Genomic DNA, 23231 nt, shown 5'->3' with positions numbered 1-23231 from the left:
ACCCCGTCCCCGGACGCGCCGCCCCCCGCCTGAACCCGCGCCCCCCCTACTCCACCTCTATCCCGAAGTCCCCGATCAGCGCCTCCAGACCGCCCACATACCCCCGTCCCCCCAACACGAAGTCCCAGTCGTCGCCCGCGCGGCGGCGGAACGACCCGAGGACCAGGGCCGTTTCGCCCGCGCGGCCCTCCGAGACCGGGAGGCGGTCCAGCTCCGTGCCCGACGCGTCCCGCAGCAGGATGCCCGCGTCGGTGAAGCCGGACAGGTCCGCGTCCGGGTTGACCTCGGGGTCGACGGAGGCGACCAGGACGAGGCGGTCCGCGCGTGGCGGGAGGGCGTCGAAGGCGACCCGGACCGCCGCGCGGTCCTCGACCGCGCCCGGCACCATCCGTACCGAACCCCCGGGCACCTCGCGGTTGTTGAAGAACACGAAGTGGTCGTCGTCCAGCACCCGGTTCCCCGCGCACACCAGCACGCACACATCCAGCGCCACCGGCCCGGCCCACGTCATCCCCAGGACGTTGAAGTCCTCCTCAGAAGACTCCGAAGGAGGCGGAGCCAGCGGCGTGTCCACCAACGTGGGCGTCGGCGTCGCCCGCTCGCCCCGCTCCCCCAGCCGCCCCCGCAACCCGCACTCGTGCAGCAGCTCCACCAGCTCCGCCCCCGACACCAGCGTCAGCGGCTTGCCCTGGGCGAAGGCGTACGAGCCGGGGCCGAAGCCCGAAGTCGTCACCAGGACGCCCTTGTTGGCCCCGGCGCCCTGGACGGTGCCGTACAGGTCGCGTACGGCCGTCGGCGGGACCGTGTTCCGGTAGCGCTTGACCTGGACGATGATGCGGCCGCCGCTGATCGGGTCCGCGTCGAGCGCCTCGACGTCGACGCCGCCGTCGTTCGAGCGCTGCGTGGTCACCGCCCGCATGCCCCGCGCGCGGAACAACTCGGCGACCAGGACCTCGAATTCGATCGGGTCCATCACGAACAGATCGGGCTCGTCCTCGTCGCTGCCGTGCGAGAGGACGCCCGCGCCCAACTCGCCGGGCCGCCGCACCGGGCGTACGCCCGCGCGCTGGTCGGGACGGGCGGAGAGCTGCCCGTGCAACGCGTCCACCAGGCAGTCCACCGCGCTCACCTGCTCCAGGTGGAGGCCCTGGAACGCGGCCCGGTCCACCATCACCGTGGCCAGGAAGATCTCGGCCCGCCGCCCGTTCGCCGGATCGACGTCGTCGACGAAGCCGTTGAACGCCACCGACTCCAGTACGCCGTACTCGTCGGCCGCGAACAGGTCCCGCACCACGAGCAGCACGCTCTGGGCGAGCGTGTCCCGGTAGAGCGCCCGCCGCTGGGTCACCGGGCGCGCGGACTCCCGCTCCTCGTCCGAACTGGCCACATAGCGTACGGACTTGGCCTCCGGAACGACGTCGAAGCCGGGCAGCTCCCAGTCCAGCACCAGCTGCTTCGCGCCCCGGTCGTACGAGCACGACAGCCGGCGCGGGAAGCCCTCCGGCCAGCCGTCCGCCGCGTACAGGGCGGCCGAGAAGTACTCCACCACCGCGCCCGGCTCGGCCGCCCGCAGCCCGGTCACCAGCTCCTCGACGCCCTGGTTGTGGCCATGGAGCTCGGACTGCCGCGTGGCCGCCCAGGCGTCGTACTGGGCCCGGTACTCGGCCAGCTGCCGGCGCCGCTCGGTCTCGGCCAACTGCGCCGCGTCCCAGTCCCGCTGGTATCTCGCCTGCGCCTCCTGCTGGGACTGGGCGCGGCGGTTGGCGGTCCAGCCGCCGCCCTGCGGCTGGTAGCGGGCCGGATCCGGCATCGGGATCGGCTGCGCGAGCGCGCCCGGCGCGAACGGCTCGACGCTCTGCTGGGTGCGCCGCAGCGAGCCGGTGGAGAACGGCGGCGCGGCGCAGCCCGCCGCGAGGAGACCGGTCAGCTCCTCGACCTGCGCGTCCAGTTCCTGGGTGCGCAGCCTGGCGTCCGCCTCCCGGCTCTGGCGGTAGGCCGCCTGCTGTTCGCGGGTGGCGCGCGCGGCGTCCCGCTCCTGTGCCCGCTGCTCGCGTTCGCGCTGCCGCTGCTGCTGTACCGACGCCCGGCGCTGGGCCTCCTGCTGGCGCTGCTGCTGCCGCTGCGCCTCGGCCCAGACCCCGATCAGCCCGCTGGAACGACGACTCATACCCCTATGGCCCCCTCTGACCCCTGCTGCCCCGCCCGGCACACCCGCACCATGGCCCCGGAAAAACAATTGTCCCGGACCATGATCGGTCCGGGACAGGGTGGTGCGGTGTGGTGCGATGGAGCCGCCTGTCGGAATCGAACCGACGACCTCAAGATTACAAGTCAAGCGCTCTAGCCAACTGAGCTAAGGCGGCATCGCGCGCGTTCGTCCCACCGGAGACTCCCACCGGAACGGCCCGCGTACGAAGGGCTCCCTCACTCTACACAGAGCCCGATTCGGCGCTCCACGGAGTCGGGGTCGGCCGGGCTGACGAACTTCCCGTTCTCCTGACTGCTGACAGACCGGACATCTGCGGGTAGCGTCTCGTCCCAGTCCACCCAGGTGGACTACACCACTTCTCCCTCTACTCGGATCGTCCGGCACGTTCCTGCCGGTGAAGGGACAGGTCTCCCATGGCCACTGTCACGTTCGACAAGGCGACGCGGATCTACCCGGGCTCCACCAAGCCCGCGGTCGACGGCCTCGACATCGAGATCGAGGACGGCGAGTTCCTCGTCCTCGTCGGCCCCTCGGGCTGCGGAAAGTCCACCTCGCTGCGGATGCTCGCGGGGCTTGAGGACGTCAACGGCGGCGCCATCCGCATCGGTGAGCGCGACGTCACGCACCTCCCCCCGAAGGACCGGGACATCGCGATGGTGTTCCAGAACTACGCGCTGTACCCGCACATGAGCGTCGCCGACAACATGGGCTTCGCGCTCAAGATCGCGGGCGTCAACAAGGCGGAGATCCGCAAGAAGGTCGAGGAGGCGGCGAAGATCCTCGACCTCACCGACTACCTGGACCGCAAGCCCAAGGCGCTCTCCGGCGGTCAGCGCCAGCGCGTCGCGATGGGCCGCGCGATCGTCCGCGAGCCGCAGGTCTTCCTCATGGACGAGCCGCTCTCGAACCTCGACGCCAAGCTGCGGGTCTCCACCCGTACGCAGATCGCCTCGCTCCAGCGGCGCCTCGGCATCACCACGGTGTACGTCACCCACGACCAGGTCGAGGCCATGACCATGGGCGACCGCGTGGCCGTGCTCAAGGACGGCCTGCTCCAGCAGGTGGACTCGCCGCGCAACATGTACGACCGCCCGGCCAACCTCTTCGTCGCCGGCTTCATCGGCTCCCCGGCCATGAACCTGGTCGAGGTCCCGATCACCGACGGCGGTGTGAAGTTCGGCAACAGCGTGGTGCCGGTGAGCCGTGAGGCGCTGGCCGCGGCCGCCGACAAGGGCGACCGCACGGTGACGGTCGGCGTGCGTCCGGAGCACTTCGACATCGTCGAGCACAACGGCGACGCCGCCAAGTCCCTCTCCAAGGACTCCGAGGAGGCCCCGGCGGGCCTCGCCGTGACCGTGAACGTCGTCGAGGAGCTCGGCGCCGACGGTTACGTCTACGGCACCGCCGAGGTCGGCGGCGAGCAGAAGGACCTCGTGGTCCGCGTGAACGGCCGCTCGGTCCCGGAGAAGGGCACCCAGCTCCACGTCGTCCCGCGCCCGGGCGAGACGCACGTCTTCTCGACGTCCACGGGCGAGCGCCTCAGCGACTGATCCGTCGACTTCCGGCGCCTCAACGACTGACGTACGGCGGCACGTCAGCGAGCCCCGCACCCACCTACCTGGGTGCGGGGCTCCGCACCTTCCGGGGATCCGGCCGGAGCGTGTCGACAAATACCCCGGCACAACGGCCATTTCGAACTCTGTTCGTCAACACCGGATTCGAAACGGCGCCTCGAACCATCCCCCGACCGGGTGACTAAATGTCGCCAAATCATTACTCCCCGCTACGCTCGCCTCCGTGACGCACACAGCCCGCCGAATCGGCCGCACCCTAGCTCTCGTCCTGCCCGTCGTCCTGGTCCTGTCCGGGACGCTCGCGGTCACCCGGGTCAACTGGGCCGGGACCAGCGACTCGCAGCTGCTGACCGCCTCCGCCGAGGACGTCTCCGTACGCGCGAAGTCCCGTGCCCCGCAGGACGTCCTGCGCGACGCGCTCCTCGTGGAGCTCCAGGAGAAGGACCCCGCCACCGCCCTCACCCACCTCCAGCGCGAGGTCGAGCGCCGCCCGTCGCTCGCCAAGCACTGCATGTCGATCGCGCGGGCGCTCGGCCGGGCCGCCGTGGAGCAGTACGGCCCCGCCAAGGCCCAGTCGTACTCGCGGCCCGTCTGCGACACGTCGTTCGCCTCGGGCGTGGCCCAGGAGTCCTGAGCGGCCGTCCCAGCCGTACCGCGCCCGGTTCACGGCATAGGGTTCACGGCATGACTGCGAGCACGACTTCGACCTTCCCGACGCAGGCCGTGGTCCTGGCGGGCGGCCAGGGCTCACGACTGCGTCCGTACACCGACGACCGCCCCAAGCCGATGGTCGAGATCCCCGGGACGGGGACCCCGATCATCGGCCATCAGCTTGCCTGGCTGGCCGCGGAGGGCGTCACGGACGCCGTGATCTCCTGCGGCCATCTCGCCGGTGTGCTCCAGGAGTGGCTGTCCTCGGCGGAGCTGCCGCTGCGCGTCACGACCGTGGTCGAGGAGGAGCCGCTGGGGCGCGGTGGCGGCCTCAAGTACGCGGCCGCGCGCCTGCCGCACCCGGACCGGCCGTGGTACGCCACCAACGGTGACATCTGGACGCGCTTCTCCCTGCGCGAGATGGCCGCCTTCCACGGCGAGCGGGACGCCACCGCGACGCTCGCCCTCGCCCGTCCCCGGATCCCGTGGGGCGCGGTCGAGACCGACGCGTTCGGTCACATCACGGACTTCATCGAGTCGCCGCCGTCGCCGTATCTGATCAACGCGGGTGTGTACGTGTTCTCGGCGGCCTTCACCGGGTTGCTCCCGGACCGGGGCGACCATGAGCGCACCACGTTCCCCCGCCTGGCCCGCGAACGCCGTCTGGCCGGCTATCCGCTGCCGCACGGGGCGTACTGGCGGGCGATCGACACGGCGAAGGATCTGACGGAAGCGGCGAAGGAGCTGTCGGGCCGGGGCAATTGACCCCACCCCGCCCCTTCACCTAGACCCTCCGGGGGTGGGTGGGTGGGGGCTGAGGCGACTTTCCCGGGGGCGGGCCCCCGGACCCCTGGCGGGGGCTCCGCCCCCTGCACCCCTTCGCGGGGCCTGCGGCCCCTGCACCCCGGCTCCCGTTTGCCTGCGGATCGTGCTGGGTTGCTCGCGCAGTTCCCCGCGCCCCTTGATGGGCCCGGAGGGCCCTCCTTAGGGGCGCGGGGAACTGCGCGACCAGCCCCCACCGGCGGTCAGCCAAAGTACCCGGCCGCTCGCCCAGAGCTTTCGGGAAGGGGCGGGGTGGGGTAAGACCGGGCGTCAGCCCAGGAGTCCGCCGATCGGGTTCCGGTTGCCCGTTGAACCCGAGGTCGACGGGGACGAGCCGGTCGAGCCCGAGGACGTCGGGCCCGCGGACGTCGTCGACGGGGCCGCCGGCGACGTGTGGTGCGACGTCGACGGCTTGCGCCCGACCGTGCCCTGCGTCTGGGACGGCACACTCCCCACCGTCCCCGAGTCATGAACCGTCGCCTTCGACGATCCAGGCCGCTTCGACGGCTTCGTGGACGCCGAGCCGCTCACCGACGGCCGAGGCGACGGCGCACGCCGCACCGGCTTCGCAGGCGGCTCCGGCGCCAGCGGCGTACCCGGCAGGAAGTTGGTGGGGTCGGAGTTGGGGCCGGGAACCGTCACCATCTCGGTGGAGCGGACGGCACCGCCGAGCAGCGAGCCGATCAGCAGCGTCAGGCCGACCACGACCGTCGCCATCATCGTCCCGCGCCGCAGCACCCGCCGGCGCAGCTCCCACAGCGTGGAGCGCGGACCGAGCCGCCGCCAGGCCTCGCCCGCGAGCCGCGCGTCCAGCGAGTAGACGGGCGCGCCCGCCGCGATCAGGGGCGACCAGGCGGCCAGGTAGATGAAGTCCGGCGCGTCGTACGCCGGAACCGTCTGCCAGCTCACCGTCACCAGCAGCACCGCCGACAGCAGCGCCCCGAACACCGCCGCGACCCGCTGCCACAGCCCCAGCATGGTCAGCACGCCCACCACGATCTGGAGGAAGGCGACCGAAAGACCCGCCCCGACCGGATGCTGGAGCGCGAAGGCGCGCAGCGGCTCGGCGAGCGCCCAAGGATGCAGCGAGTTCAGCCACTTCATCATCGAGCCGCGCTCGCCGCCGTCGAAGTAGACGGGGTCGCAGAGCTTGCCCATCCCCGCGTACACGGAGATGAAGCCGAGGAAGACGCGCAGCGGGAGCAGGACCACGCCGAGGTTCATCCGGCGGCCCGGGTAGTACGCGTGCCGCACCGGGTCCGCGCCGTGCCGCTGGCCGCGCGCGGCGCCGTCGGCCTCGTCGTCGCCGGGCTCGTAGACGTCGAACTCGCCGTCCCCGTACGGCTGTTGGCCGTACGAAGGGGTCCGTACCGCCTGGAGCAGCGCGGTCTCGGCCACGCCCGCGTCGCCCAGCGGCGCGCGCGGAGCGACGACGACCGGCGTCGGCATGGTGTCGTCGATGCGCGGGATCGTCTGGGTCGCGCCCGCGTCGAACGCGCCCGGCCCGTCCAGGCCCCGGACCGCCTGCAGCAGCCCGCTCGCCCCGGGCGCCGCCCGGCCGCTCCACACCACCGGCGCCCGGCGGCGCCCGGCACCCGCGGTCGGCATCCTCGCCGGGTCCGCCAAAGCCCGCTTGGGCAGGGACTTCGGGGCGAAGTGCACGCGGAAACTGGCGTGGTTGACGATGACCTGCGCGGGGTCGGCGTCCACCTTGACCATACTCAGGGCAGGCTGATCGTCGAACCCGGGCCGGGGCGTTCTGGTGTCCACACTCATCTAACCGAGTGATGCAGGTTTAGGACACTGCCTTGACGGGGGCGATGTGTCCGAGGCCCGTCAAGATCATGTACGCCGGACGGCCGTCGGCCCTATGGGTCACCGACGCGGCCACGCGCGCGTGGCCGCGCGGGAGTGCCTACGCGCGCGTGAGCACGCGTAGGCGTCCGCACATCAGCCCTTGCGGCGGCGCGCCGCCTCGTACAGCACGATGCCCGCCGCGACACCGGCGTTCAGCGACTCCGCGCCGCCCGGCATCGAGATGCGCACCCGGTAGTCGCAGGTCTCGCCGACCAGTCGGCCCAGGCCCTTGCCCTCGCTGCCGATGACGATGACGACCGGGCCGCCGAGCGCCTCCAGGGACTCGACCGTGTGCTCGCCGTCGGCCGCCAGGCCCACGACCGTGACACCGGCCTTCTTGTAGTCCTCCAGGGCGCGCGTCAGGTTGGTGACGCGCGAGACCGGCGTACGGGCGGCGGTGCCCGCCGAGGACTTCCAGGCGCCCGCCGTCATGCCGGCCGCGCGCCGCTCCGGCACGACCACGCCGTGGCCGCCGAAGGCGGAGGTGGAGCGGACGATCGCGCCGAGGTTGCGCGGGTCGGTCACGCCGTCCAGCGCCACGATCAGCGGCTGGTCGTGGTTGTCGTACGCGGCCTCCAGGAGGTCCTGCGGGTGCGCGTACTCGTACGGCGGGACCTGGAGGACGAGGCCCTGGTGGTTCAGGCCGTTCGTCATCCGGTCGAGTTCGAGGCGCGGGGCCTCCATCAGGTGGATGTTGCCGCGCTCGCCCGCGAGCTTGAGGACATCGCGGACGCGCTCGTCGTTGTCGATGTACTGCTGGACGTAGAGCGTGATCGCCGGGACACCGTCGCGCAGCGCCTCGAAGACCGGGTTGCGGCCGACGACCATCTCGGACGTGCCCTTGGCGCCGCCGCGGCGCGGGGCCGGACGGCGGCTCGCGGCCTGCTTGGCCTTGGCGGTGGCGATGCGGTTCTTCTTGTGCTTCTTGCGGTCCTCGGCCTTGGGCGTGGGGCCCTTGCCCTCCAGGCCACGGCGTCGCTGGCCACCGCTGCCGACCGTAGCGCCCTTCTTGTTGGACGTGCGGCGGTTCCTGCGCTGGCTGTTCCCGGCCATGACCTACCTGTTTCCGTGATTCTGCGACCTACGGGGCGTCGTTTCGTCCGTGGGTCCTGCGTACGTACGTATATGAAGTGTGCCGCCCAGTCGCCCGGGCGGCACATCGCGCTTCCCGGTCAGCGGGGTCCGAGGGTCCAGCGGGGGCCGCTGGGGCTGTCCTCGATGACCAGTCCGGACTGGGTCAGCTGGTCGCGGATGGCGTCCGCGGTGGCCCAGTCCTTGCGGGCGCGGGCCGCCTCGCGCTGTTCGAGCACCAGGCGTACGAGCGTGTCGACGGCCCCGTGCAGATCCTCGCCCCGGTCGGCCTCGCCCGCCCAGTGCGGGTCCAGCGGGTCCAGACCGAGGACCCCGAGCATCGCCCGGACCTCGGCCAGACGGGCGATCGCCGCCTCCTTGTCGTCGGCGGCCAGCGCGCTGTTGCCCTGGCGGACCGTGGTGTGGATGATCGCGAGCGCCTGCGGGACGCCGAGATCGTCGTCCATCGCCTCGGCGAACGCGAGCGGCACCTCGGCGGCCGGTTCCACCACTCCCCCGGCCTTCTCGACGACCCGCTGGATGAAGCCCTCGATCCGCGCGAACGCCGACTCGGCCTCGCGCAGCGCCTCCTCGCTGTACTCGATCATCGAGCGGTAGTGCGGGGTGCCGAGGTAGTAGCGGAGCACGATCGGCCGCCACACCTTGGTCATCTCCGAGACCAGGACCGAGTTGCCGAGTGACTTCGACATCTTCTCGCCGCTCATCGTCACCCAGGCGTTGTGCACCCAGTACGCGGCGAACGCGTCACCGAACGCCTTGGCCTGCGCGATCTCGTTCTCGTGGTGCGGGAAGATCAGGTCGAGACCGCCGCCGTGGATGTCGAAGGCGCTGCCCAGGTACTTGTGGGCCATCGCCGAGCACTCCAGGTGCCAGCCCGGACGGCCACGGCCCCAGGGCGTCTCCCAGTCGGGCTCGCCCGGCTTGGTGGCCTTCCACATCGCGAAGTCACGCGGGTCGCGCTTGCCGGTGATGCCGTCCTCGGCGGGCTGGCGCAGCTCGTCGATGTCCTGGTTGGACAGCGCCAGGTAGTCGGGGAAGGAGCGCACGTCGAAGTAGACGCTGCCGTCCGCCTCGTACGCGTGACCGCGCTCGATCAGCGTGCGCATCATCTCGATCATCTCGGGCACATGCCCGGTCGCTCGCGGTTCGTACGTGGGCGGCAGGCAACCCAGCGCGTCATAGCCGTCGTTGAAGGCGCGCTCGTTGTCGTAGCCGATGGACCACCAAGGGCGGCCCTGCTCGGCCGACTTCGCGATGATCTTGTCGTCGATGTCGGTGACGTTGCGGATGAACGTGACGTCGTGACCGCGGTATTGGAACCAGCGGCGCATGATGTCGAAGTTCAGGTAGGACCGGACATGTCCGATGTGCGGTGCGGCCTGCACGGTCGCGCCACAGAGGTAGATCGAGACACAGCCCGGCACTAGCGGGGTGAAGTCGCGGATCTGCCGGGCGCTGGTGTCGTACAGGCGAATAGTCACGAGTCCAGGGTAGTGGCCCCGTAGCAGTGCCCCGCGACCCTTGGGGCGCGGGGCACTGAAGTGTGACAGAAGCTTTTCCGGAAGCTTTTCCGCAGGTGGTGGCGGGCCCGTACGCGTGGATCTTCCGGGCGCGTACGAAAGGGGCTTACGGGACTTGTCGGCCCGCCTGCCGGAATGTCTTCATCCGGTCCGGTAGACCAGCGCCGTGGCGATCCCGGCGAGGCCGTCGCCGCGGCCGGGGAAGCCCAGGCCGTCGGTGGTGGCGCCGGAGACCGAGACGGGCGCGCCGACCGCGTCCGAGAGCACCTTCTGCGCCTCCTCGCGCCGCTTGCCGATCTTCGGCCGGGGGCCGACGACCTGCACGGCCACGTTGCCGATACCGAAGCCCGCCTCCCGGACGATCCGGGCGGCCTCGGTGAGCAGCGTGACGCCGGAGGCGCCGGACCACTCGGGCCGGCCGGTGCCGAAGTGGGCGCCGAGGTCGCCGAGGCCCGCCGCCGAGAACAGCGCGTTGCAGGCGGCGTGGGCGACGACGTCGGCGTCGGAGTGGCCCGCGAGGCCGGGGCCCTCGCCCTCCCAGAGCAGCCCGGCGCACCACAGCTCGCGGCCCTCCTCGAAGGCGTGGATGTCGGTGCCGATGCCGACCTGCGGGATCACGGGGGCCACAGGCGTCCCAGGGGTCTCAGAAGCCATCGTTGGCCCTCCTGCGGGCGAGGACGGCCTCCGCGAGGAGCAGGTCCAGCGGGCGGGTCACCTTGAACGCCTCCTCGTGACCGGGCACGGCCACGACCTTCAGGCCCAACTGCTCGACCATGGACGCGTCGTCCGTGACGTTGTCGGTGACGCTCTCGTGGGCGCGGACCAGCGTGGCGCGGTCGAAGCCCTGCGGGGTCTGCACCGCGCGCAGCCGGGAGCGGTCGGGCGTGGCGAGCACCGGCTCGGGCGCGCCGCCCTCGCGGGGCTCGACCTGCTTGACCGTGTCGGCGAGCGGCAGCGCCGGGACGACGGCCGGGGCCCCGTCCCGTACGGCCTCGATCACCGCGTCGACGGTGTCGACCGGCACCAGCGGGCGGGCCGCGTCATGGACGAGCACCACGTCGATGCCGGGCGGCAGCGCGTCCAGGCCGAGCTTGACGGACTCCTGGCGGGACTCGCCGCCGGGCACCACGAGGAAGTCGGTGCGGTCCGGCAGCGCGTGCTCGGCCAGCAGGTTCTTCACCTCGGTGGCGCCGTCCGGCGGGGCCACGACGACGACGAGCGAGACCGCGCGGGAGGCGGCCATCGCCCGGACGGCGTGGATGAGCATGGGAGTGCCGTTCAGCGCGCGGAGCGCCTTGGGGGCGCCCGGGCCGAGCCGCACGCCGCGGCCGGCCGCGGGAATCACCGCGGCGGTGCGGAAAACGCGCGTTTCCTCAGACAAGGTTTGTGTCCTCCGGCGACATGGGTATGGCCTGGGGGTACCCCCGGCCGGTGGCTGGGGGAGTGCCGGGCGCAACGCCCTGACCGGCCCCTTCCGTGACGACCGGTCGAGCAAGCGACCCGGGCCCGGCCCGCCGTCGTACGAGGCGGGCCGAGTACGGGGGCGGTACGGTACGTAGCACTACGTACGTACGAATATGTCCGAACATGCCGCAGCGCCCGGCGACACAGCAGCATGATCACTGCTGGTCAGCGGGCACCGCGGCAATGCGGGTCCTCCAGGGGCAGCGCCCCCGGGTCCCCGGTGTCAGGACGCGAGAACCTCGTCGAGGAGGGCCTCGGCCTTGTCTTCGTTGGTGTTCTCAGCGAGTGCGAGCTCGCTCACCAGGATCTGGCGCGCCTTGGCGAGCATGCGCTTCTCACCTGCGGAGAGTCCGCGCTCGCGCTCACGACGCCACAGGTCGCGCACCACTTCGGCGACCTTGATGACATCGCCGGAGGCGAGCTTTTCGAGATTTGCCTTGTAGCGACGGGACCAGTTGGTGGGCTCCTCCGCGTACGGTGCGCGAAGCACCTCGAAGACCCGGTCCAGCCCGTCCTGACCGACCACATCGCGCACGCCTACGAACTCCGCATTGTCCGCGGGTACGCGCACCGTCAAGTCGCCCTGGGCGACCTTGAGCACCAAGTAGGTCTTGTCCACGCCTTTGATCTGGCGAGTTTCGATGGCCTCGATCAGCGCGGCCCCGTGATGGGGATAGACCACGGTGTCGCCAACCTTGAACGTCATGTGACAGGTACCCCTTCCGTGGCTATCCAGGGTAACACGAGAACAGCGTGTTCTGAATGGCGTTTTCGCAGGTCAGGGCATATCTCGGGGCTTGACAACAGCAACACGAACGTGCTGCGGAGGGTTCACGGGAAGGGGTATCCGCAGGTCGGAGCCGCTGTTCGGGGCAAGGGAAACATGCCCGACGCACGCTCCGCAACCCCCTTCCTCAGGGTCGAACGTCCCGTTTTGTCGGCTTCCAAGCGGTGGACTTCCACTGCTCCGTTCGACAACCGGTCACCCGTTCGGGTGCTCCCGCGATTTTTTCGTGAATTGATCACTCGGAGTCGGACGGAGAGTTCCTGGGCGCTTCCCGGGAACCTCCCAGGAACTCCCGGGACGTTTTCGGTAAGGAATGCGTGGCGGTCCGGAGAATTGATCACCGGGGATATGTGAACGGCGTACGGAAACGGGGAGATCAGGAAGGGTGCGGCGCGGCCGGGGGTGCTCGCGGCGGGGTGATCGGCGACGTGATCGACAACCCGGTGCGGGGTCGGGTGCGGCGGACCGGCTCCCAGGGGCGGGTCGGGTGCGGGGGCGGCGGGGCGGCTCGGTAACCTAAGCCAGCTGACACAGACTTAGCCGTCCTTTAGATGTCCTTCCGTCCAAGGAGTTGCCGCCGCCGTGAGCCGCAGCCTTCGACGCGGCGCCCTCGCCGCCTCTGCCATCGCGTTCTCGCTCGCCTCCCTCGCCGCCTGCTCGGCGGGCAACGACGCGCAGACGCTCGAAGTGAAGCCGGACAACGCCGCCGTCAAGGTCGGCGACATCAAGATCCAGAACGCGTCCGTCCTGACCCAGCCGAAGGCGGACGCCCCCGGGCCCGCCGTCATCACGGCGACGATCTTCAACAACGGCGACAAGGCGCAGACGCTCGACGCGGTCAAGCTGTCGGCGTCGGGCGCCGCGGTGAAGCTGTCCCCCGCCAAGGGCCAGAGCGCGCTCACCGTCCCCGCGCACGGCTCGCTGCTCATCGGCGGCAAGGACAACGCGTCCGCCGTGATCGAGAACGGCAAGGAGGCCGCCAAGAACGGCGACGCCCAGCCGGTCACCTTCCAGCTGAGCACCGCCGGCGAGGTGACCCTGCGCGCCTACGTGATCCCGGCGACGAGCTACTTCGAGGGCTACGGCCCGAGCGAGCTCCCCAAGCCCCCGGCGGCCACGCCGGGCGCCCCGGGCGCCACCACGACCCCGGGTGCCACCGAGAGCGGCAAGCCCTCGGGCAAGCCGTCCGGCACCCCGGCCAAGGGCGGCAAGCCCTCGGGCACCCCGACCACGGGCGCGGGTCACTGACGTACACGTACGCATGAGGAGGGGCCCCGGACAACACGTCCGGGGCCCCTCCTCATGTGCGGCCGTGCGACGGCCTCGCGCGCGTGGCGCGTGTTTACGGCTCGAACTTGTAGCCCAGGCCCCGCACCGTCACCAGGTAGCGCGGCGCGCCCGGGTCCGGCTCGATCTTGGCACGCAGGCGCTTGACGTGGACGTCGAGGGTCTTGGTGTCGCCGACGTAGTCCGCGCCCCAGACTCTGTCGATCAGCTGCATACGGGTCAGCACGCGGCCCGCGTTGCGCAGCAGCATCTCCAGGAGGTCGAACTCCTTGAGCGGGAGGTCGACCTTGCCGCCGGAGACCGTGACCACATGGCGGTCCACGTCCATCCGGACCGGGCCGGCCTCCAGGGCCGCCGGGGTGACCTCCTCCGGCTCGCCGCGCCGGCGCAGCACCGCGCGGATGCGGGCGACGAGCTCACGGGACGAGAAGGGCTTGGTGACGTAGTCGTCGGCTCCTATTTCGAGGCCCACGACCTTGTCGATCTCGCTGTCCTTGGCGGTCACCATGATCACCGGGACGTTGGAGCGGCCGCGCAGCTGGCGGCAGACCTCCGTGCCGGGCAGCCCCGGCAGCATCAGGTCGAGCAGCACGAGGTCGGCGCCGTTGCGCTCGAACTCGTCCAGCCCGTCGGGCCCGGTGGCCGCCACGGCGACCTCGAAACCCTCTTTGCGGAGCATGTAGGACAGGGCGTCGCTGAACGATTCCTCGTCCTCGACGACGAGCACTCGGGTCACGGAAGGACCTCCGGGGCAGGGAGCACAGTGTGTGAGTCGTGTGCGGCAGGGGGGAAGGTGTCGTACGGCTCGTCGACGGCGTCGTCGTCCGGGCCTGCGGTGTCGGCGGAGGGAGCGGCGCGGTCACGGACCGCGCCGGCCTCCGGGAGCCTCAGGGTGAAGGTGGAGCCCTGTCCCTCGGAGCTCCACACGGTGACCTCCCCGCCGTGCGAGGCGGCCACGTGTTTGACGATGGCCAGGCCCAGGCCCGTACCACCGGTGGCACGGGAGCGGGCCGGGTCGACACGGTAGAAGCGCTCGAAGACGCGCTCCCGGTCCTTCTCCGAGATGCCTATGCCCTGGTCGGTCACGGCTATCTCGATCAGGTCCCCGCCGGGCGCGGCCACGCGGCGGCCCGCGATGCCGACCCGCGTCCTGGCCGGGGAGTAGTTGACCGCGTTCTCGACGAGGTTGCCGAGGGCGGCGGCGAGCTGGCCGCGGTTGCCCCAGACGTAGAGGTCGGCGGTGCCGCCCGCGGCCATGGTGATCTGCTTGGTGGACGCGGGGTGGCGGGAGCGGTCGATGGCCTCGGCGACCAGCTCGTCGACCCGGACCGGCTCGGCGTCCTCCAGCGGGTCGTCGTTCTGCACCCGGGACAGGTCGATGAGCTCCTGGACCAGGTTGGTCAGCCGGTTCGCCTCGATCTGCATGCGGCCCGCGAAGCGGGTGATCGCCTCGGGGTCGTCCGAGGCGTCCATGACGGCCTCGGAGAGCAGCGAGAGCGCGCCGACCGGCGTCTTGAGCTCATGGCTGACGTTCGCCACGAAGTCGCGCCGGACCGCCTCTATGCGGCGGGCCTCGGTGAGGTCCTCGACCAGGAGCAGCACGAGCCGCGAGCCCAGCGGCGCCACGCGCGCGGAGACCGCCAGCGCCTCGCCCCGGCCGGTGCCCCGGCGGGGCAGGTCCAGCTCGACCTGGCGTATCTCACCGTCCCGGCGGGTGTCCCGGGCCATGTGGAGCATCGGCTCCACCGCCAGCTTTCCGCCCCTGACCAGCCCCAGCGCGTACGCGGCGGAGCTGGCCTTGACGACCGAGTCGCTCTCGTCGAGCACCACCGCCGAGGAGCGGAGCACCGACAGCACGGTGTCCACGCCGGGCGGTAGCACCGCGTCCGTGTGCAGGGAGGTCCGGGTGGGCCGAGCCTGGTCGCGCTCGCTCCAGCGGAACGCCAGCATGGCGATGACGCCGGTGCACAACCCGGCGATCGCTGCCGCTGCGGCGACCGCCGCGTTCACGTCCATGCATCCAGGTTATGCGGCCGCACTGACACTCTCCCAGCCATCCGGGTGTCTGCTCGAACGTTCGTCGCCCAGAGTTCACCATGGTGATAGTGCCGGTTCACTTGGTGTGGCCGAATCGGACGCGTAACCCACGGAACGTGGGAGCGTGGGGGTCACAGCCGCCCCCGGCCCCCCGGAGTCGTTGAAAGAAGGGCACACCCATGCGGGACGCGTACCACGAGGAACTGGACTCGATCGGCGAGGGCCTGGTCGAGATGGCCCGCCTTGTCGGGTCGGCGATCGGGCGCGCCACCACGGCCATGCTCGACGCCGACCTCAAGCTCGCCGAGAACGTGATCGCGGCCGACCAGAAGGTCGACGATCTCCAGCACGACCTGGAGGCCCGGGCGATAGCCCTGCTGGCCCGCCAGCAGCCGGTCGCCACGGATCTGCGGATCGTGGTCACCTCGCTGCGGATGAGCGCCGACCTGGAGCGCTCGGGCGACCTGGCCCAGCACGTGGCCAAGCTGACCCGGCTGCGCTACCCGGAGCGCGCGGTCCCGCGCGACCTGCACGCCACGATCCTGGAGATGGGCCAGCTCGCCCAGCGCCTGATGGCGAAGGCCGCCGAGGTGATCATCACCAAGGACGTCGACCTGGCGCTCCAGCTGGAGCAGGACGACGACGAGATGGACCTCCTGCACCGCACGCTCTTCCAGCACCTGATGGACGACCGCTGGAAGCACGGCATCGAGACGGCGGTCGACGTCACCCTCCTCGGCCGCTACTACGAGCGCTTCGCCGACCACGCGGTGTCGGTCGCCAAGCGCGTCGTGTACCTGGTGACCGGTGAGCACGCGGACGAGCTCCAGCCGCCGGTGCAGGTCGAGGGCGCGTAGCCAGGGGCGTACGGGTGGGGCGCCTCGTCGGCGCATGGCGGGTCGCGTGTCGGGGGGCGCATAGGTGCGCACGAAGGCGCGCATTGCCTCCACTGCGCGAATGCGCCGTTGATGCGCCCTTGGGAGCGGGCATGGACAGGGTTAAGTCTTCAAATGTCTGCACGGCACGCCTACCCCCGGGAGGGAACCATGACCGTTTCCCCGACCACCACCACGCCACAGCCCGCCCCCAGCAGCGGCTGCACCTGCGGCCCCGGCTGCTCCTGCGGCTGCCAGTCGGGCGGCTCCTGCCAGTGCGGCGGCGGCTGCGGCTGAAGCACTTGCCGACGGCCTGACGCACAGACAGAGAAAGGCCCCCGCCCGAAAGGGACGGGGGCCTTTCCCTTACGTACGTAGTACGTAGGAAGCCGTAAGGCGGGCGCCGCTACTTCTTGCCCTGGTTCTTGACCGCCTCGATCGCCGCCGCTGCCGCGTCCGGGTCGAGGTAGGTGCCGCCGGGGTTGACCGGCTTGAAGTCGGCGTCGAGCTCGTAGACGAGCGGGATGCCGGTCGGGATGTTCAGGCTCGCGATGTCCGCGTCCGAGATGCCGTCCAGGTGCTTGACCAGGGCGCGCAGCGAGTTGCCGTGCGCCGCGACCAGGACCGTGCGGCCCGCGAGCAGGTCCGGGACGATGCCGTCGTACCAGTACGGCAGCATGCGGACGACGACGTCCTTGAGGCACTCGGTCTGCGGGCGCAGCTCCGGCGGGATCGACGCGTAACGGGCGTCGTCCGACTGCGAGAACTCCGTGCCGTCCGCGAGCGCCGGCGGCGGGGTGTCGTACGAGCGGCGCCACAGCATGAACTGCTCCTCGCCGAACTCGGCGAGCGTCTGCGCCTTGTCCTTGCCCTGGAGCGCGCCGTAGTGGCGCTCGTTCAGGCGCCACGAGCGGTGCACCGGGATCCAGTGGCGGTCCGCGGACTCCAGCGCCAGCTGGGCCGTGCGGATCGCGCGCTTCTGGAGGGAGGTGTGCAGCACGTCGGGGAGCAGGCCGGCGTCCTTCAGCAGCTCACCGCCGCGCGCCGCCTCCTTCTCGCCCTTCGGGGTGAGGTTGACGTCCACCCAGCCGGTGAACAGGTTCTTCTCGTTCCATTCGCTCTCGCCGTGGCGGAGGAGGATCAGCTTGTACGGTGCGTCGGCCATGCGTCCGAGCGTAATCGACGTTCCCGGGCCCTCGCTCGCCCGGGCGCCGACGGCCCCGGTCGTCTCGGACTGCGGACACGAACCCGACGCGGACCTCCCTCGATTGACTGGAAGCGTCAATTCAGTGGCGGGTCGGGGCCCCTGAATCGTAAGTTGCCCATATTGCTTGCGCCACTTACACATCTTCGGGGGAAACGATGTCCGTCGCCAGTCTCAGGCGCGCCGCACGAGAGAGCGTCTCGGGTCTGCCCCGGGAGTTCTGGTGGCTGTGGACCAGCACGCTGATCAACCGGCTGGGCGCCTTCGTGGCGACCTTCATGGCGTTGTACCTGACCCTCGACCGCGGCTACTCCGCCTCGTACGCCGGTCTCGTCGCCTCGCTGCACGGGCTCGGCGGGGTCATCTCGTCCATCGGCGCGGGCGTCCTCACCGACCGGCTCGGGCGGCGGCCCACGATGATGATCGCCCAGATGTCGACCGCCTTCTCGGTCGCGCTGCTCGGGTTCATGACCGACCCGGTCGCGATCGCGGGCGTCGCCTTCCTCGTCGGCATGGCGTCCAACGCCTCGCGCCCGGCGGTGCAGGCGATGATGGCCGACATCGTGAAGCCCGAGGACCGGATGCGGGCGTTCTCGCTCAACTACTGGGCGATCAACCTCGGTTTCGCCTTCTCGTCGGCGGGCGCGGGCCTCGTCGCCGAGTACAGCTACCGCGCCGGTTTCCTCGTCGAGGCCACGATGACCCTCGTCTGCGCCGTACTCGTCTTCCTCAAGCTCCCCGAGTCCCGCCCGGAACGGACGGAGAAGGAGAAGGCCGCCGAGCCCGAGGTCAGTCTCGGCACCGTCTTCCGCGACGGGCGCTACATGGGCGTCGTCGGGCTCTCCTTCCTCATCTCCCTTATCTTCCAGCAGGGTTACGTGGGTCTGCCGGTCGCCATGGGTACGGACGGCTTCAGCAGCTCCGACTTCGGTATGGCGATCGCCGTCAACGGCGTGATGATCGTCGTCCTGCAGATCCCGGTCACCCGCTACATCGAGCACCGCGACGCCCGCCGTCTGCTGATCGTCTCGTCGCTGCTCGCGGGGTACGGGTTCGGGCTCACCGCCTTCGCGGGCTCGGTCGCGGTGTACGCGCTGACCATCTGCGTCTGGACGCTGGCCGAGATCGTCAACTCCCCCACCCAGACCGGACTCGTCGTCCGCCTCTCCCCCGTCCACGGCCGGGGTCGCTACCAGGGCGTCTACACGATGTCCTGGTCGGTGGCCGCGCTGATCGCACCGCTGATGTCGGGCTTCGTCATCGACCAGTACGGGGCCGCATGGCTGTGGGCGGCGTGCGCGGTGCTCGGCACGGTGGCGTCGCTGGGGTACTGGCTGCTGATGCGGGGGCTGCCGGAAGAGGCCGCCGTTTCGCACGAGGCCGGAGTCGAAGCAGGTGTCGAGGCCCGTGTCGAAGCCGGTGTCCAGGAACGCGCCGACTCGCCCGCCCCCGCCACCGCCTGACGGACCCTCAGTCCTTGGCGCGCCCCGTCAGATGCGCGAACGCGTCCAGGTTCCGCGTCGACTCCCCGCGCGACACCCGCCACTCGTACTCCCGCCGGATCGCCGACGCGAAGCCGAGCTCAAGGAGCGTGTTGAACGAGCCGTCCGCCTCCTCCAGGACCGTGCCGAGGAGGCGGTCGAGCTCGTCGGGGGTCACCGACGCCAGCGGGAGCTTGCCGGCGAGGTAGACGTCGCCGAGGCTGTCGATCGCGTAACTCACGCCGTACAGGCGCAGGTTGCGCTCCAGGAGCCAGCGGTGCACGCCGGGCTCGTTCTCGTCGGGGTGGCGGACCACGAAGGCGTTCACGGAGAGCGAGTGGTTGCCGATCTTCAGCGAGCACGTCGTGGAGAGCTTCCGGGTGCCGGGGAGCTTCACCACGTACGAACCGGGCTCGGGGGTCTCCCATTCGAGCTCGGCGTCCTTGAGGAACTCGTCGATGACCTGCCGCGCGTCAGCCATGGTGCGAGCGTACGCGACGGCGGTGTTCGTGCATCGCCGCGGTGTAGACGTCGGCGGTGGCCGAGGCCGCCGTGCCCCAGCCGAAGGACTGGGCGTGGTGGGCGGCGGCCGTCCCCATCCGGTCCACCAGCGCCGGGTCGTCGGCGAAGCGGCGCAGGGCGCGCGCGTAGTCGACCGGGTCGTGGCCGGGGACGAGGAAGCCGGTCGTGCCGTCGCGCACGGCCACCGGAAGCCCGCCCACCTCGGCCGCCACGACCGGGGTGCCGGCCGCCTGCGCCTCTATGGCCACGAGTCCGAAGGATTCGCTGTACGAGGGCATGACCAGCACCGATGCCGCGCGGAACCAGTCCGCGAGGCGGTCCTGGCCGACCGGCGGATGGAACCGCACCACGTCCGAGATGCCGAGCCGCGCGGCCAGCTTGTGCAGGCCCTCCGGCTTCGCCAGACCGCTGCCGCTCGGGCCGCCGATCACCGGGACGACGAGCCGCGAGCGCAGCGACGGGTTCTCGGTGAGCAGCACCGCCACCGCCCTGAGCAGGATGTCCGGCGCCTTCAGGGGCTGGATGCGGCCCGCGAAGAGCGGGACCAGGGCGTCCTGCGGCAGCCCGAGGCGGGCGCGCGCGGCGGCGCGGCCGTCGGCCGGACGGAAGCGTTCCAGGTTCACGCCGGGGTGGACGACGGCGACCTTGCCGGGGTCGGCGTCGTAGAAGCGGACCAGCTCGTCCGCCTCCTCGGCCGTGTTGGCGATCAGCCGGTCGGCCGCGTCGACGATCTGCGTCTCGCCTATCACGCGCGCGGCGGGCTCGGGCGTGTCGCCGTCCGCGAGCGCCGCGTTCTTGACCTTGGCCATGGTGTGCATGGCGTGCACGAGGGGGACGCCCCAGCGCTCGGCGGCGAGCCAGCCGACGTGGCCGGAGAGCCAGTAGTGGGAGTGGACCAGGTCGTAGTGGCCGGGGCGGTGGCCCGCCCACGCCTGCATCACACCGTGCGTGAAGGCGCACAGCTGGGCGGGCAGCTCCTCCTTGGCCAGGCCCTCGTACGGGCCCGCGTCTATATGGCGGACGAGTACGCCGGGCGCCATCTCGACCGTCGGGGCGAGCCCGCCCGTGGTCGCGCGCGTGAAGATCTCGACCTCGATGTTGATCTCGGCGAGGCGCTTGGCGAGCTCCACGATGTAGACGTTCATGCCGCCCGCGTCGCCCGTGCCGGGCTGGTGCAGGGGGGAGGTGTGGACGCTGAGCATGGCGATCCGGCGCGGCCTGCGGTGGCCTCCGGGGAGGCGGAGCCGGGGAGGCCCCGCCAGGGAGCCGGCGAACCGGGACACGTACTGGCTCACGGTCGACGTCCTCCTCGACTGGACTGCGACTGGACTCGCTCGACAGGGGGCATGGCGCCGAAGGGACGCGGGCGTCCCCTCAAGAACGCGTAACCACCGGAACCCTCTTTTTCATTTCCGCTTGCCTTCGTTTCTTTCGGGTTTGCCGAAAATTTTGCCCGGGGAGGGGGCCGGGAGGGGCCCGGGAGGGAGGTGCGGCGGGCTCGGCTCGGGCCCCATGGCCTGGTCGCCGTAGGCTCAAGGACATGGCTCCACCCGCTCCCCGCCGGCCCGTCGGCACCGTCACGCGCGGCACCACCAACCCGAACCGGCTGCGCCGCATGGACCGCTGGATCGCCGATACGCACGGGCCCGCGCTGCGCCGCGCCGACGCGCCGATCGCGGTCGATCTCGGATACGGGGCGGCCCCCTGGACGGCCGTGGAACTGCTCCAGCGGCTGCGCACCTCCGCTCCCGCCGTCTCCGTCGTCGGGATCGAGATCGAGCCGGCCCGGGTCGCCGCTGCGAAGCCGTACGAGCGCGACGGGCTCACCTTCGTCCACGGCGGCTTCGAGGTCCCGCTGCCCCGGCCGCCGCTGCTGATCCGGGCGGCGAACGTGCTGCGGCAGTACGACGAGGGCGAGGTCGCGGCGGTCTGGGCGCGGCTGTGCGCCCGGCTCGCGGACGGCGGGCTGCTCGTCGAGGGGACGTGCGACGAGATCGGGCGACGGCATGTGTGGGTCGCCCTTGACGCCTCGGGCCCGCGCACGGTGACGTTCGCGACCCGGCTCGGGTCCCTGGAGCGCCCCTCCGACCTGGCCGAACGACTGCCGAAGGCGCTGATCCACCGGAATGTGCCGGGCGAGCCGGTGCACGCGTTCCTGCGCGACTTCGACCGCGCGTGGGCGGCGGCGGCCCCGTACGCGTCGCTGGGCGCGCGCCAGCGCTGGATGCGAGCGGTCCGGGACCTGGCGGCGGACTGGCCGCTCACCGACGGGCCCAGGCGCTGGCGCCAAGGGGAGGTCACCGTGGAGTGGGAAGCGCTGGCGCCTCGGGGGTGACGGGCGGGAGCCCGGTTAGGTAACCCTGCGCTGGCGTACGCGCGAACAGCTCCGGTCACTCCACACGTCACCCCCGCACGGGGAACGCACACGTCGTGCCGTTCGTCCCACATGCGGGGAGTGACCCGTCAGGTGCCGTCCGCCTCTGTCGTTTTGGCGAACGGCGTGGCACCATCGCGACGTTGCGAGATGTTACTGACGGTTAATCACATCCGCGTTCCGCGTGACCTGCGGATGTGTGATGTGCGATGTGCACCTGCGTGACGTGCTCGATGTACGTGACGTGCTTGATGTGGGACTGGGGATTCCGGATGTCCGGAGGGGGAGAATTTTCGTGCACCAACGCCGTTTGGCCACCGCGATCACCGTGGTGTGCGCCCTGACCGTGCTGGCGATGCCGACCACGGCGTTCGCCGCGCCGAGCCCGAAGCCTGAGCCGACGACCACGGCGACGCCTGCTCCGGGGACGAAGAGCCTCGACGACGTACGCAAGGAAATAGACGAGCTGTACCGGCAGGCGGCGGTCGCGACCGAGGCGTACAACCAGGCCGAGGAGCAGACCAAGGTCCAGTCCGCGCAGATCGTGAAGATCGCCCAGGCGATCGTCAAGGGCGAGGAGCGCATCAAGCAGCTCAAGGACCAGGCGGGCGCCGCGGCCCGGCTGCAGTACCGCACGGGCGGACTGCCGCTCGGCGCGCAGATGATGCTGAGCGGCAACCCGGACGCGTTCCTGGACGGCGCCGACCGGCTGCGCGAGGGCCAGCAGGCCACGCAGGGCATGCTGGCCGAACTGAACCGTACGCAGAGCGACTTGGGGCAGTACTCGAAGGACGCCTCCGCCCAGTGGACGAAGCTGGAGGCGAACCGGGTCAAGAAGGAGACCGCCAAGAAGGAGATCACCGGCAAGATCGCGGCCGCCGAGAAGCTGGAGTCCCAGCTGGAGGCGAAGGAGCGCGAGCGGCTGGCCCAGCTGGAGCAGGAGCAGCAGTTCAAGGCCCAGACGGACTGGCTGAGTTCGGGCATATTGCGGGAGATCAACGGCAAGGCGAGCGAGCAGGGCAGGCGGGCGGTGCAGTTCGCGACCGACCAGATCGGCAAGCCCTACGAGTGGGGCGCGGAGGGGCCGAGGACGTACGACTGCTCCGGTCTGACCTCGCAGGCCTGGCTCGCGGCGGGCCGGGGCATCCCGCGCACCTCGCAGGAGCAGTGGGCACAACTGCCGCATGTCGCCATCAAGGACATGCGACCAGGCGATCTGATCATCTACTTCGCGGACGCGACGCACGTCGGGATGTACATCGGCGACGGCGCGATCGTGCACGCCCCGCGACCGGGGCGGAATGTGACGATCACGGGCGCGGGCACGATGCCGATCCTGGGGGTCGTCCGCCCGGACAAGTGAGGCATGTGGCATATGCCGACGGGCATTTGCCGAACAGTCACCGCTCGCCATTCCGCTGCGCAGCCGTGTACGGCTAAGGTCCGGAACTGGCGGACGTGGCTCGCGTTCCGCG

General features: G+C 71.0%; 21 protein-coding genes and 1 tRNA gene. 9 read left to right on the top strand and 13 right to left on the bottom strand.

Annotated elements, in window-relative coordinates; genetic code table 11:
• Window positions 1-46: 46 nt before the first annotated feature.
• A complete protein-coding gene (locus BG418_RS29320) occupies window positions 47-2167 on the bottom strand; it encodes a restriction endonuclease (RefSeq protein WP_188277000.1) in 2121 nt (706 codons plus the stop codon).
• A gap of 119 nt (window positions 2168-2286) precedes the next feature.
• Window positions 2287-2363: transfer RNA gene (locus BG418_RS29315), tRNA-Thr, on the bottom strand.
• Window positions 2364-2622: 259 nt separating this feature from the next.
• Between BG418_RS29315 and BG418_RS29310 the strand changes: the two genes are divergently transcribed.
• From BG418_RS29310 to BG418_RS29300, 3 genes are all read left to right on the top strand, one after another.
• Window positions 2623-3759, top strand: a complete 1137-nt coding sequence (locus tag BG418_RS29310; RefSeq protein ID WP_188276999.1) for an ABC transporter ATP-binding protein — start codon at window positions 2623-2625, stop codon at window positions 3757-3759.
• A gap of 247 nt (window positions 3760-4006) precedes the next feature.
• Window positions 4007-4417 carry a hypothetical protein gene (locus BG418_RS29305; protein ID WP_188276998.1) on the top strand — a complete coding sequence of 137 codons (411 nt, stop codon included), beginning with the start codon at window positions 4007-4009 and terminating at the stop codon, window positions 4415-4417.
• A gap of 50 nt (window positions 4418-4467) precedes the next feature.
• Window positions 4468-5199, top strand: coding sequence for a nucleotidyltransferase family protein (locus BG418_RS29300; RefSeq protein ID WP_188276997.1), 732 nt, complete (start codon window positions 4468-4470; stop codon window positions 5197-5199).
• A 327-nt stretch (window positions 5200-5526) separates the two neighbouring features.
• On the opposite strand, the gene BG418_RS29295 is transcribed toward BG418_RS29300, so the two are convergent.
• The 6 genes from BG418_RS29295 to BG418_RS29270 all read right to left on the bottom strand — a co-directional run bounded on the left by BG418_RS29295 (window position 5527) and on the right by BG418_RS29270 (window position 11895).
• On the bottom strand, window positions 5527-7032 hold the full coding sequence (locus BG418_RS29295; protein WP_188276996.1) for a DoxX family protein: 1506 nt from the start codon (window positions 7030-7032) through the stop codon (window positions 5527-5529).
• 174 nt (window positions 7033-7206) lie between these two features.
• Window positions 7207-8166: a 23S rRNA (guanosine(2251)-2'-O)-methyltransferase RlmB gene (gene rlmB, locus BG418_RS29290; RefSeq protein ID WP_188276995.1), complete on the bottom strand. Its 960-nt coding sequence runs from the start codon at window positions 8164-8166 to the stop codon at window positions 7207-7209.
• Window positions 8167-8285: 119 nt separating this feature from the next.
• Window positions 8286-9686 carry a cysteine--tRNA ligase gene (gene cysS, locus BG418_RS29285; RefSeq protein WP_188276994.1) on the bottom strand — a complete coding sequence of 467 codons (1401 nt, stop codon included), beginning with the start codon at window positions 9684-9686 and terminating at the stop codon, window positions 8286-8288.
• A 180-nt stretch (window positions 9687-9866) separates the two neighbouring features.
• The gene (gene ispF, locus BG418_RS29280; RefSeq protein WP_188276993.1) at window positions 9867-10379 is read right to left on the bottom strand and encodes a 2-C-methyl-D-erythritol 2,4-cyclodiphosphate synthase; all 513 of its coding nucleotides are present in this window, start codon (window positions 10377-10379) and stop codon (window positions 9867-9869) included.
• Window positions 10369-11106, bottom strand: coding sequence for a 2-C-methyl-D-erythritol 4-phosphate cytidylyltransferase (ispD, locus tag BG418_RS29275; RefSeq protein ID WP_188276992.1), 738 nt, complete (start codon window positions 11104-11106; stop codon window positions 10369-10371). The genes ispF and ispD overlap by 11 nt, the downstream gene beginning before the upstream one ends.
• Window positions 11107-11412: 306 nt before the next feature.
• Window positions 11413-11895: a CarD family transcriptional regulator gene (locus BG418_RS29270; protein WP_003953493.1), complete on the bottom strand. Its 483-nt coding sequence runs from the start codon at window positions 11893-11895 to the stop codon at window positions 11413-11415.
• Window positions 11896-12558: 663 nt separating this feature from the next.
• Here BG418_RS29270 and BG418_RS29265 point away from each other — a divergent pair.
• Window positions 12559-13224, top strand: coding sequence for a DUF461 domain-containing protein (locus BG418_RS29265; RefSeq protein ID WP_188276991.1), 666 nt, complete (start codon window positions 12559-12561; stop codon window positions 13222-13224).
• Between the two features lie 94 nt (window positions 13225-13318).
• Here BG418_RS29265 and BG418_RS29260 read toward each other — a convergent pair whose 3' ends face one another.
• The gene (locus BG418_RS29260; protein ID WP_017242433.1) at window positions 13319-13999 is read right to left on the bottom strand and encodes a response regulator transcription factor; all 681 of its coding nucleotides are present in this window, start codon (window positions 13997-13999) and stop codon (window positions 13319-13321) included.
• A complete protein-coding gene (locus tag BG418_RS29255) occupies window positions 13996-15279 on the bottom strand; it encodes a cell wall metabolism sensor histidine kinase WalK (protein WP_188276990.1) in 1284 nt (427 codons plus the stop codon). Before BG418_RS29255 ends, BG418_RS29260 begins: the two co-directional genes overlap by 4 nt.
• Window positions 15280-15479: 200 nt before the next feature.
• Between BG418_RS29255 and phoU the strand changes: the two genes are divergently transcribed.
• Together phoU and BG418_RS40620 are read left to right on the top strand one after the other, a co-directional pair.
• Window positions 15480-16157, top strand: a complete 678-nt coding sequence (gene phoU, locus BG418_RS29250) for a phosphate signaling complex protein PhoU (RefSeq protein ID WP_188276989.1) — start codon at window positions 15480-15482, stop codon at window positions 16155-16157.
• Window positions 16158-16346: 189 nt separating this feature from the next.
• The gene (locus BG418_RS40620; RefSeq protein ID WP_262928616.1) at window positions 16347-16472 is read left to right on the top strand and encodes a hypothetical protein; all 126 of its coding nucleotides are present in this window, start codon (window positions 16347-16349) and stop codon (window positions 16470-16472) included.
• A gap of 109 nt (window positions 16473-16581) precedes the next feature.
• Here BG418_RS40620 and BG418_RS29245 read toward each other — a convergent pair whose 3' ends face one another.
• On the bottom strand, window positions 16582-17340 hold the full coding sequence (locus BG418_RS29245) for a phosphoglyceromutase (RefSeq protein ID WP_188276988.1): 759 nt from the start codon (window positions 17338-17340) through the stop codon (window positions 16582-16584).
• A 197-nt stretch (window positions 17341-17537) separates the two neighbouring features.
• On the opposite strand from BG418_RS29245, the gene BG418_RS29240 reads away from it, so the two are divergent.
• Window positions 17538-18842 carry an MFS transporter gene (locus BG418_RS29240; protein ID WP_188276987.1) on the top strand — a complete coding sequence of 435 codons (1305 nt, stop codon included), beginning with the start codon at window positions 17538-17540 and terminating at the stop codon, window positions 18840-18842.
• A gap of 7 nt (window positions 18843-18849) precedes the next feature.
• On the opposite strand, the gene BG418_RS29235 is transcribed toward BG418_RS29240, so the two are convergent.
• Together BG418_RS29235 and mshA are read right to left on the bottom strand one after the other, a co-directional pair.
• Window positions 18850-19341: a YbjN domain-containing protein gene (locus BG418_RS29235; RefSeq protein WP_188276986.1), complete on the bottom strand. Its 492-nt coding sequence runs from the start codon at window positions 19339-19341 to the stop codon at window positions 18850-18852.
• On the bottom strand, window positions 19334-20677 hold the full coding sequence (gene mshA / locus BG418_RS29230) for a D-inositol-3-phosphate glycosyltransferase (RefSeq protein ID WP_188276985.1): 1344 nt from the start codon (window positions 20675-20677) through the stop codon (window positions 19334-19336). Before mshA ends, BG418_RS29235 begins: the two co-directional genes overlap by 8 nt.
• Before the next feature lie 245 nt (window positions 20678-20922).
• Here mshA and BG418_RS29225 point away from each other — a divergent pair, with 245 nt between their 5' ends.
• Complete coding sequence (locus tag BG418_RS29225) at window positions 20923-21717, top strand: class I SAM-dependent methyltransferase (RefSeq protein ID WP_188276984.1); 795 nt, start codon at window positions 20923-20925, stop codon at window positions 21715-21717.
• Between the two features lie 394 nt (window positions 21718-22111).
• Window positions 22112-23119 (top strand): C40 family peptidase, encoded by a 1008-nt coding sequence (locus BG418_RS29220; RefSeq protein ID WP_223185643.1) that lies wholly within the window; start codon window positions 22112-22114, stop codon window positions 23117-23119.
• Window positions 23120-23231: the final 112 nt, after the last annotated feature.

It is taken from the genome of Streptomyces sp. CBMA152 (assembly GCF_014596475.1).
In the GTDB taxonomy this organism is placed as follows: Bacteria; Actinomycetota; Actinomycetes; order Streptomycetales; family Streptomycetaceae; genus Streptomyces.
Note: the sequence above shows the minus strand (reverse complement) of the source record. Positions and strands in the feature narration are given on the sequence as shown.

Bases quoted from the DNA above. Each gene is read 5' to 3' on its own strand.
- BG418_RS29320 (WP_188277000.1), bottom strand. From the start codon at position 2,167: ATGAGTCGTCGTTCCAGCGGGCTGATCGGGGTCTGGGCCGAGGCGCAG.
- BG418_RS29310 (WP_188276999.1), top strand. From the start codon at position 2,623: ATGGCCACTGTCACGTTCGACAAGGCGACGCGGATCTACCCGGGCTCC.
- ispF (WP_188276993.1), bottom strand. From the start codon at position 10,379: ATGGCTTCTGAGACCCCTGGGACGCCTGTGGCCCCCGTGATCCCGCAG.
- BG418_RS29245 (WP_188276988.1), bottom strand. From the start codon at position 17,340: ATGGCCGACGCACCGTACAAGCTGATCCTCCTCCGCCACGGCGAGAGC.
- BG418_RS29235 (WP_188276986.1), bottom strand. From the start codon at position 19,341: ATGGCTGACGCGCGGCAGGTCATCGACGAGTTCCTCAAGGACGCCGAG.
- BG418_RS29270 (WP_003953493.1), bottom strand. From the start codon at position 11,895: ATGACGTTCAAGGTTGGCGACACCGTGGTCTATCCCCATCACGGGGCC.
- BG418_RS29255 (WP_188276990.1), bottom strand. From the start codon at position 15,279: ATGGACGTGAACGCGGCGGTCGCCGCAGCGGCAGCGATCGCCGGGTTG.
- BG418_RS29240 (WP_188276987.1), top strand. From the start codon at position 17,538: ATGTCCGTCGCCAGTCTCAGGCGCGCCGCACGAGAGAGCGTCTCGGGT.
- BG418_RS40620 (WP_262928616.1), top strand. From the start codon at position 16,347: ATGACCGTTTCCCCGACCACCACCACGCCACAGCCCGCCCCCAGCAGC.
- rlmB (WP_188276995.1), bottom strand. From the start codon at position 8,166: ATGGCCGGGAACAGCCAGCGCAGGAACCGCCGCACGTCCAACAAGAAG.
- BG418_RS29295 (WP_188276996.1), bottom strand. From the start codon at position 7,032: ATGAGTGTGGACACCAGAACGCCCCGGCCCGGGTTCGACGATCAGCCT.
- BG418_RS29225 (WP_188276984.1), top strand. From the start codon at position 20,923: ATGGCTCCACCCGCTCCCCGCCGGCCCGTCGGCACCGTCACGCGCGGC.
- BG418_RS29300 (WP_188276997.1), top strand. From the start codon at position 4,468: ATGACTGCGAGCACGACTTCGACCTTCCCGACGCAGGCCGTGGTCCTG.
- phoU (WP_188276989.1), top strand. From the start codon at position 15,480: ATGCGGGACGCGTACCACGAGGAACTGGACTCGATCGGCGAGGGCCTG.
- BG418_RS29220 (WP_223185643.1), top strand. From the start codon at position 22,112: ATGCCGACCACGGCGTTCGCCGCGCCGAGCCCGAAGCCTGAGCCGACG.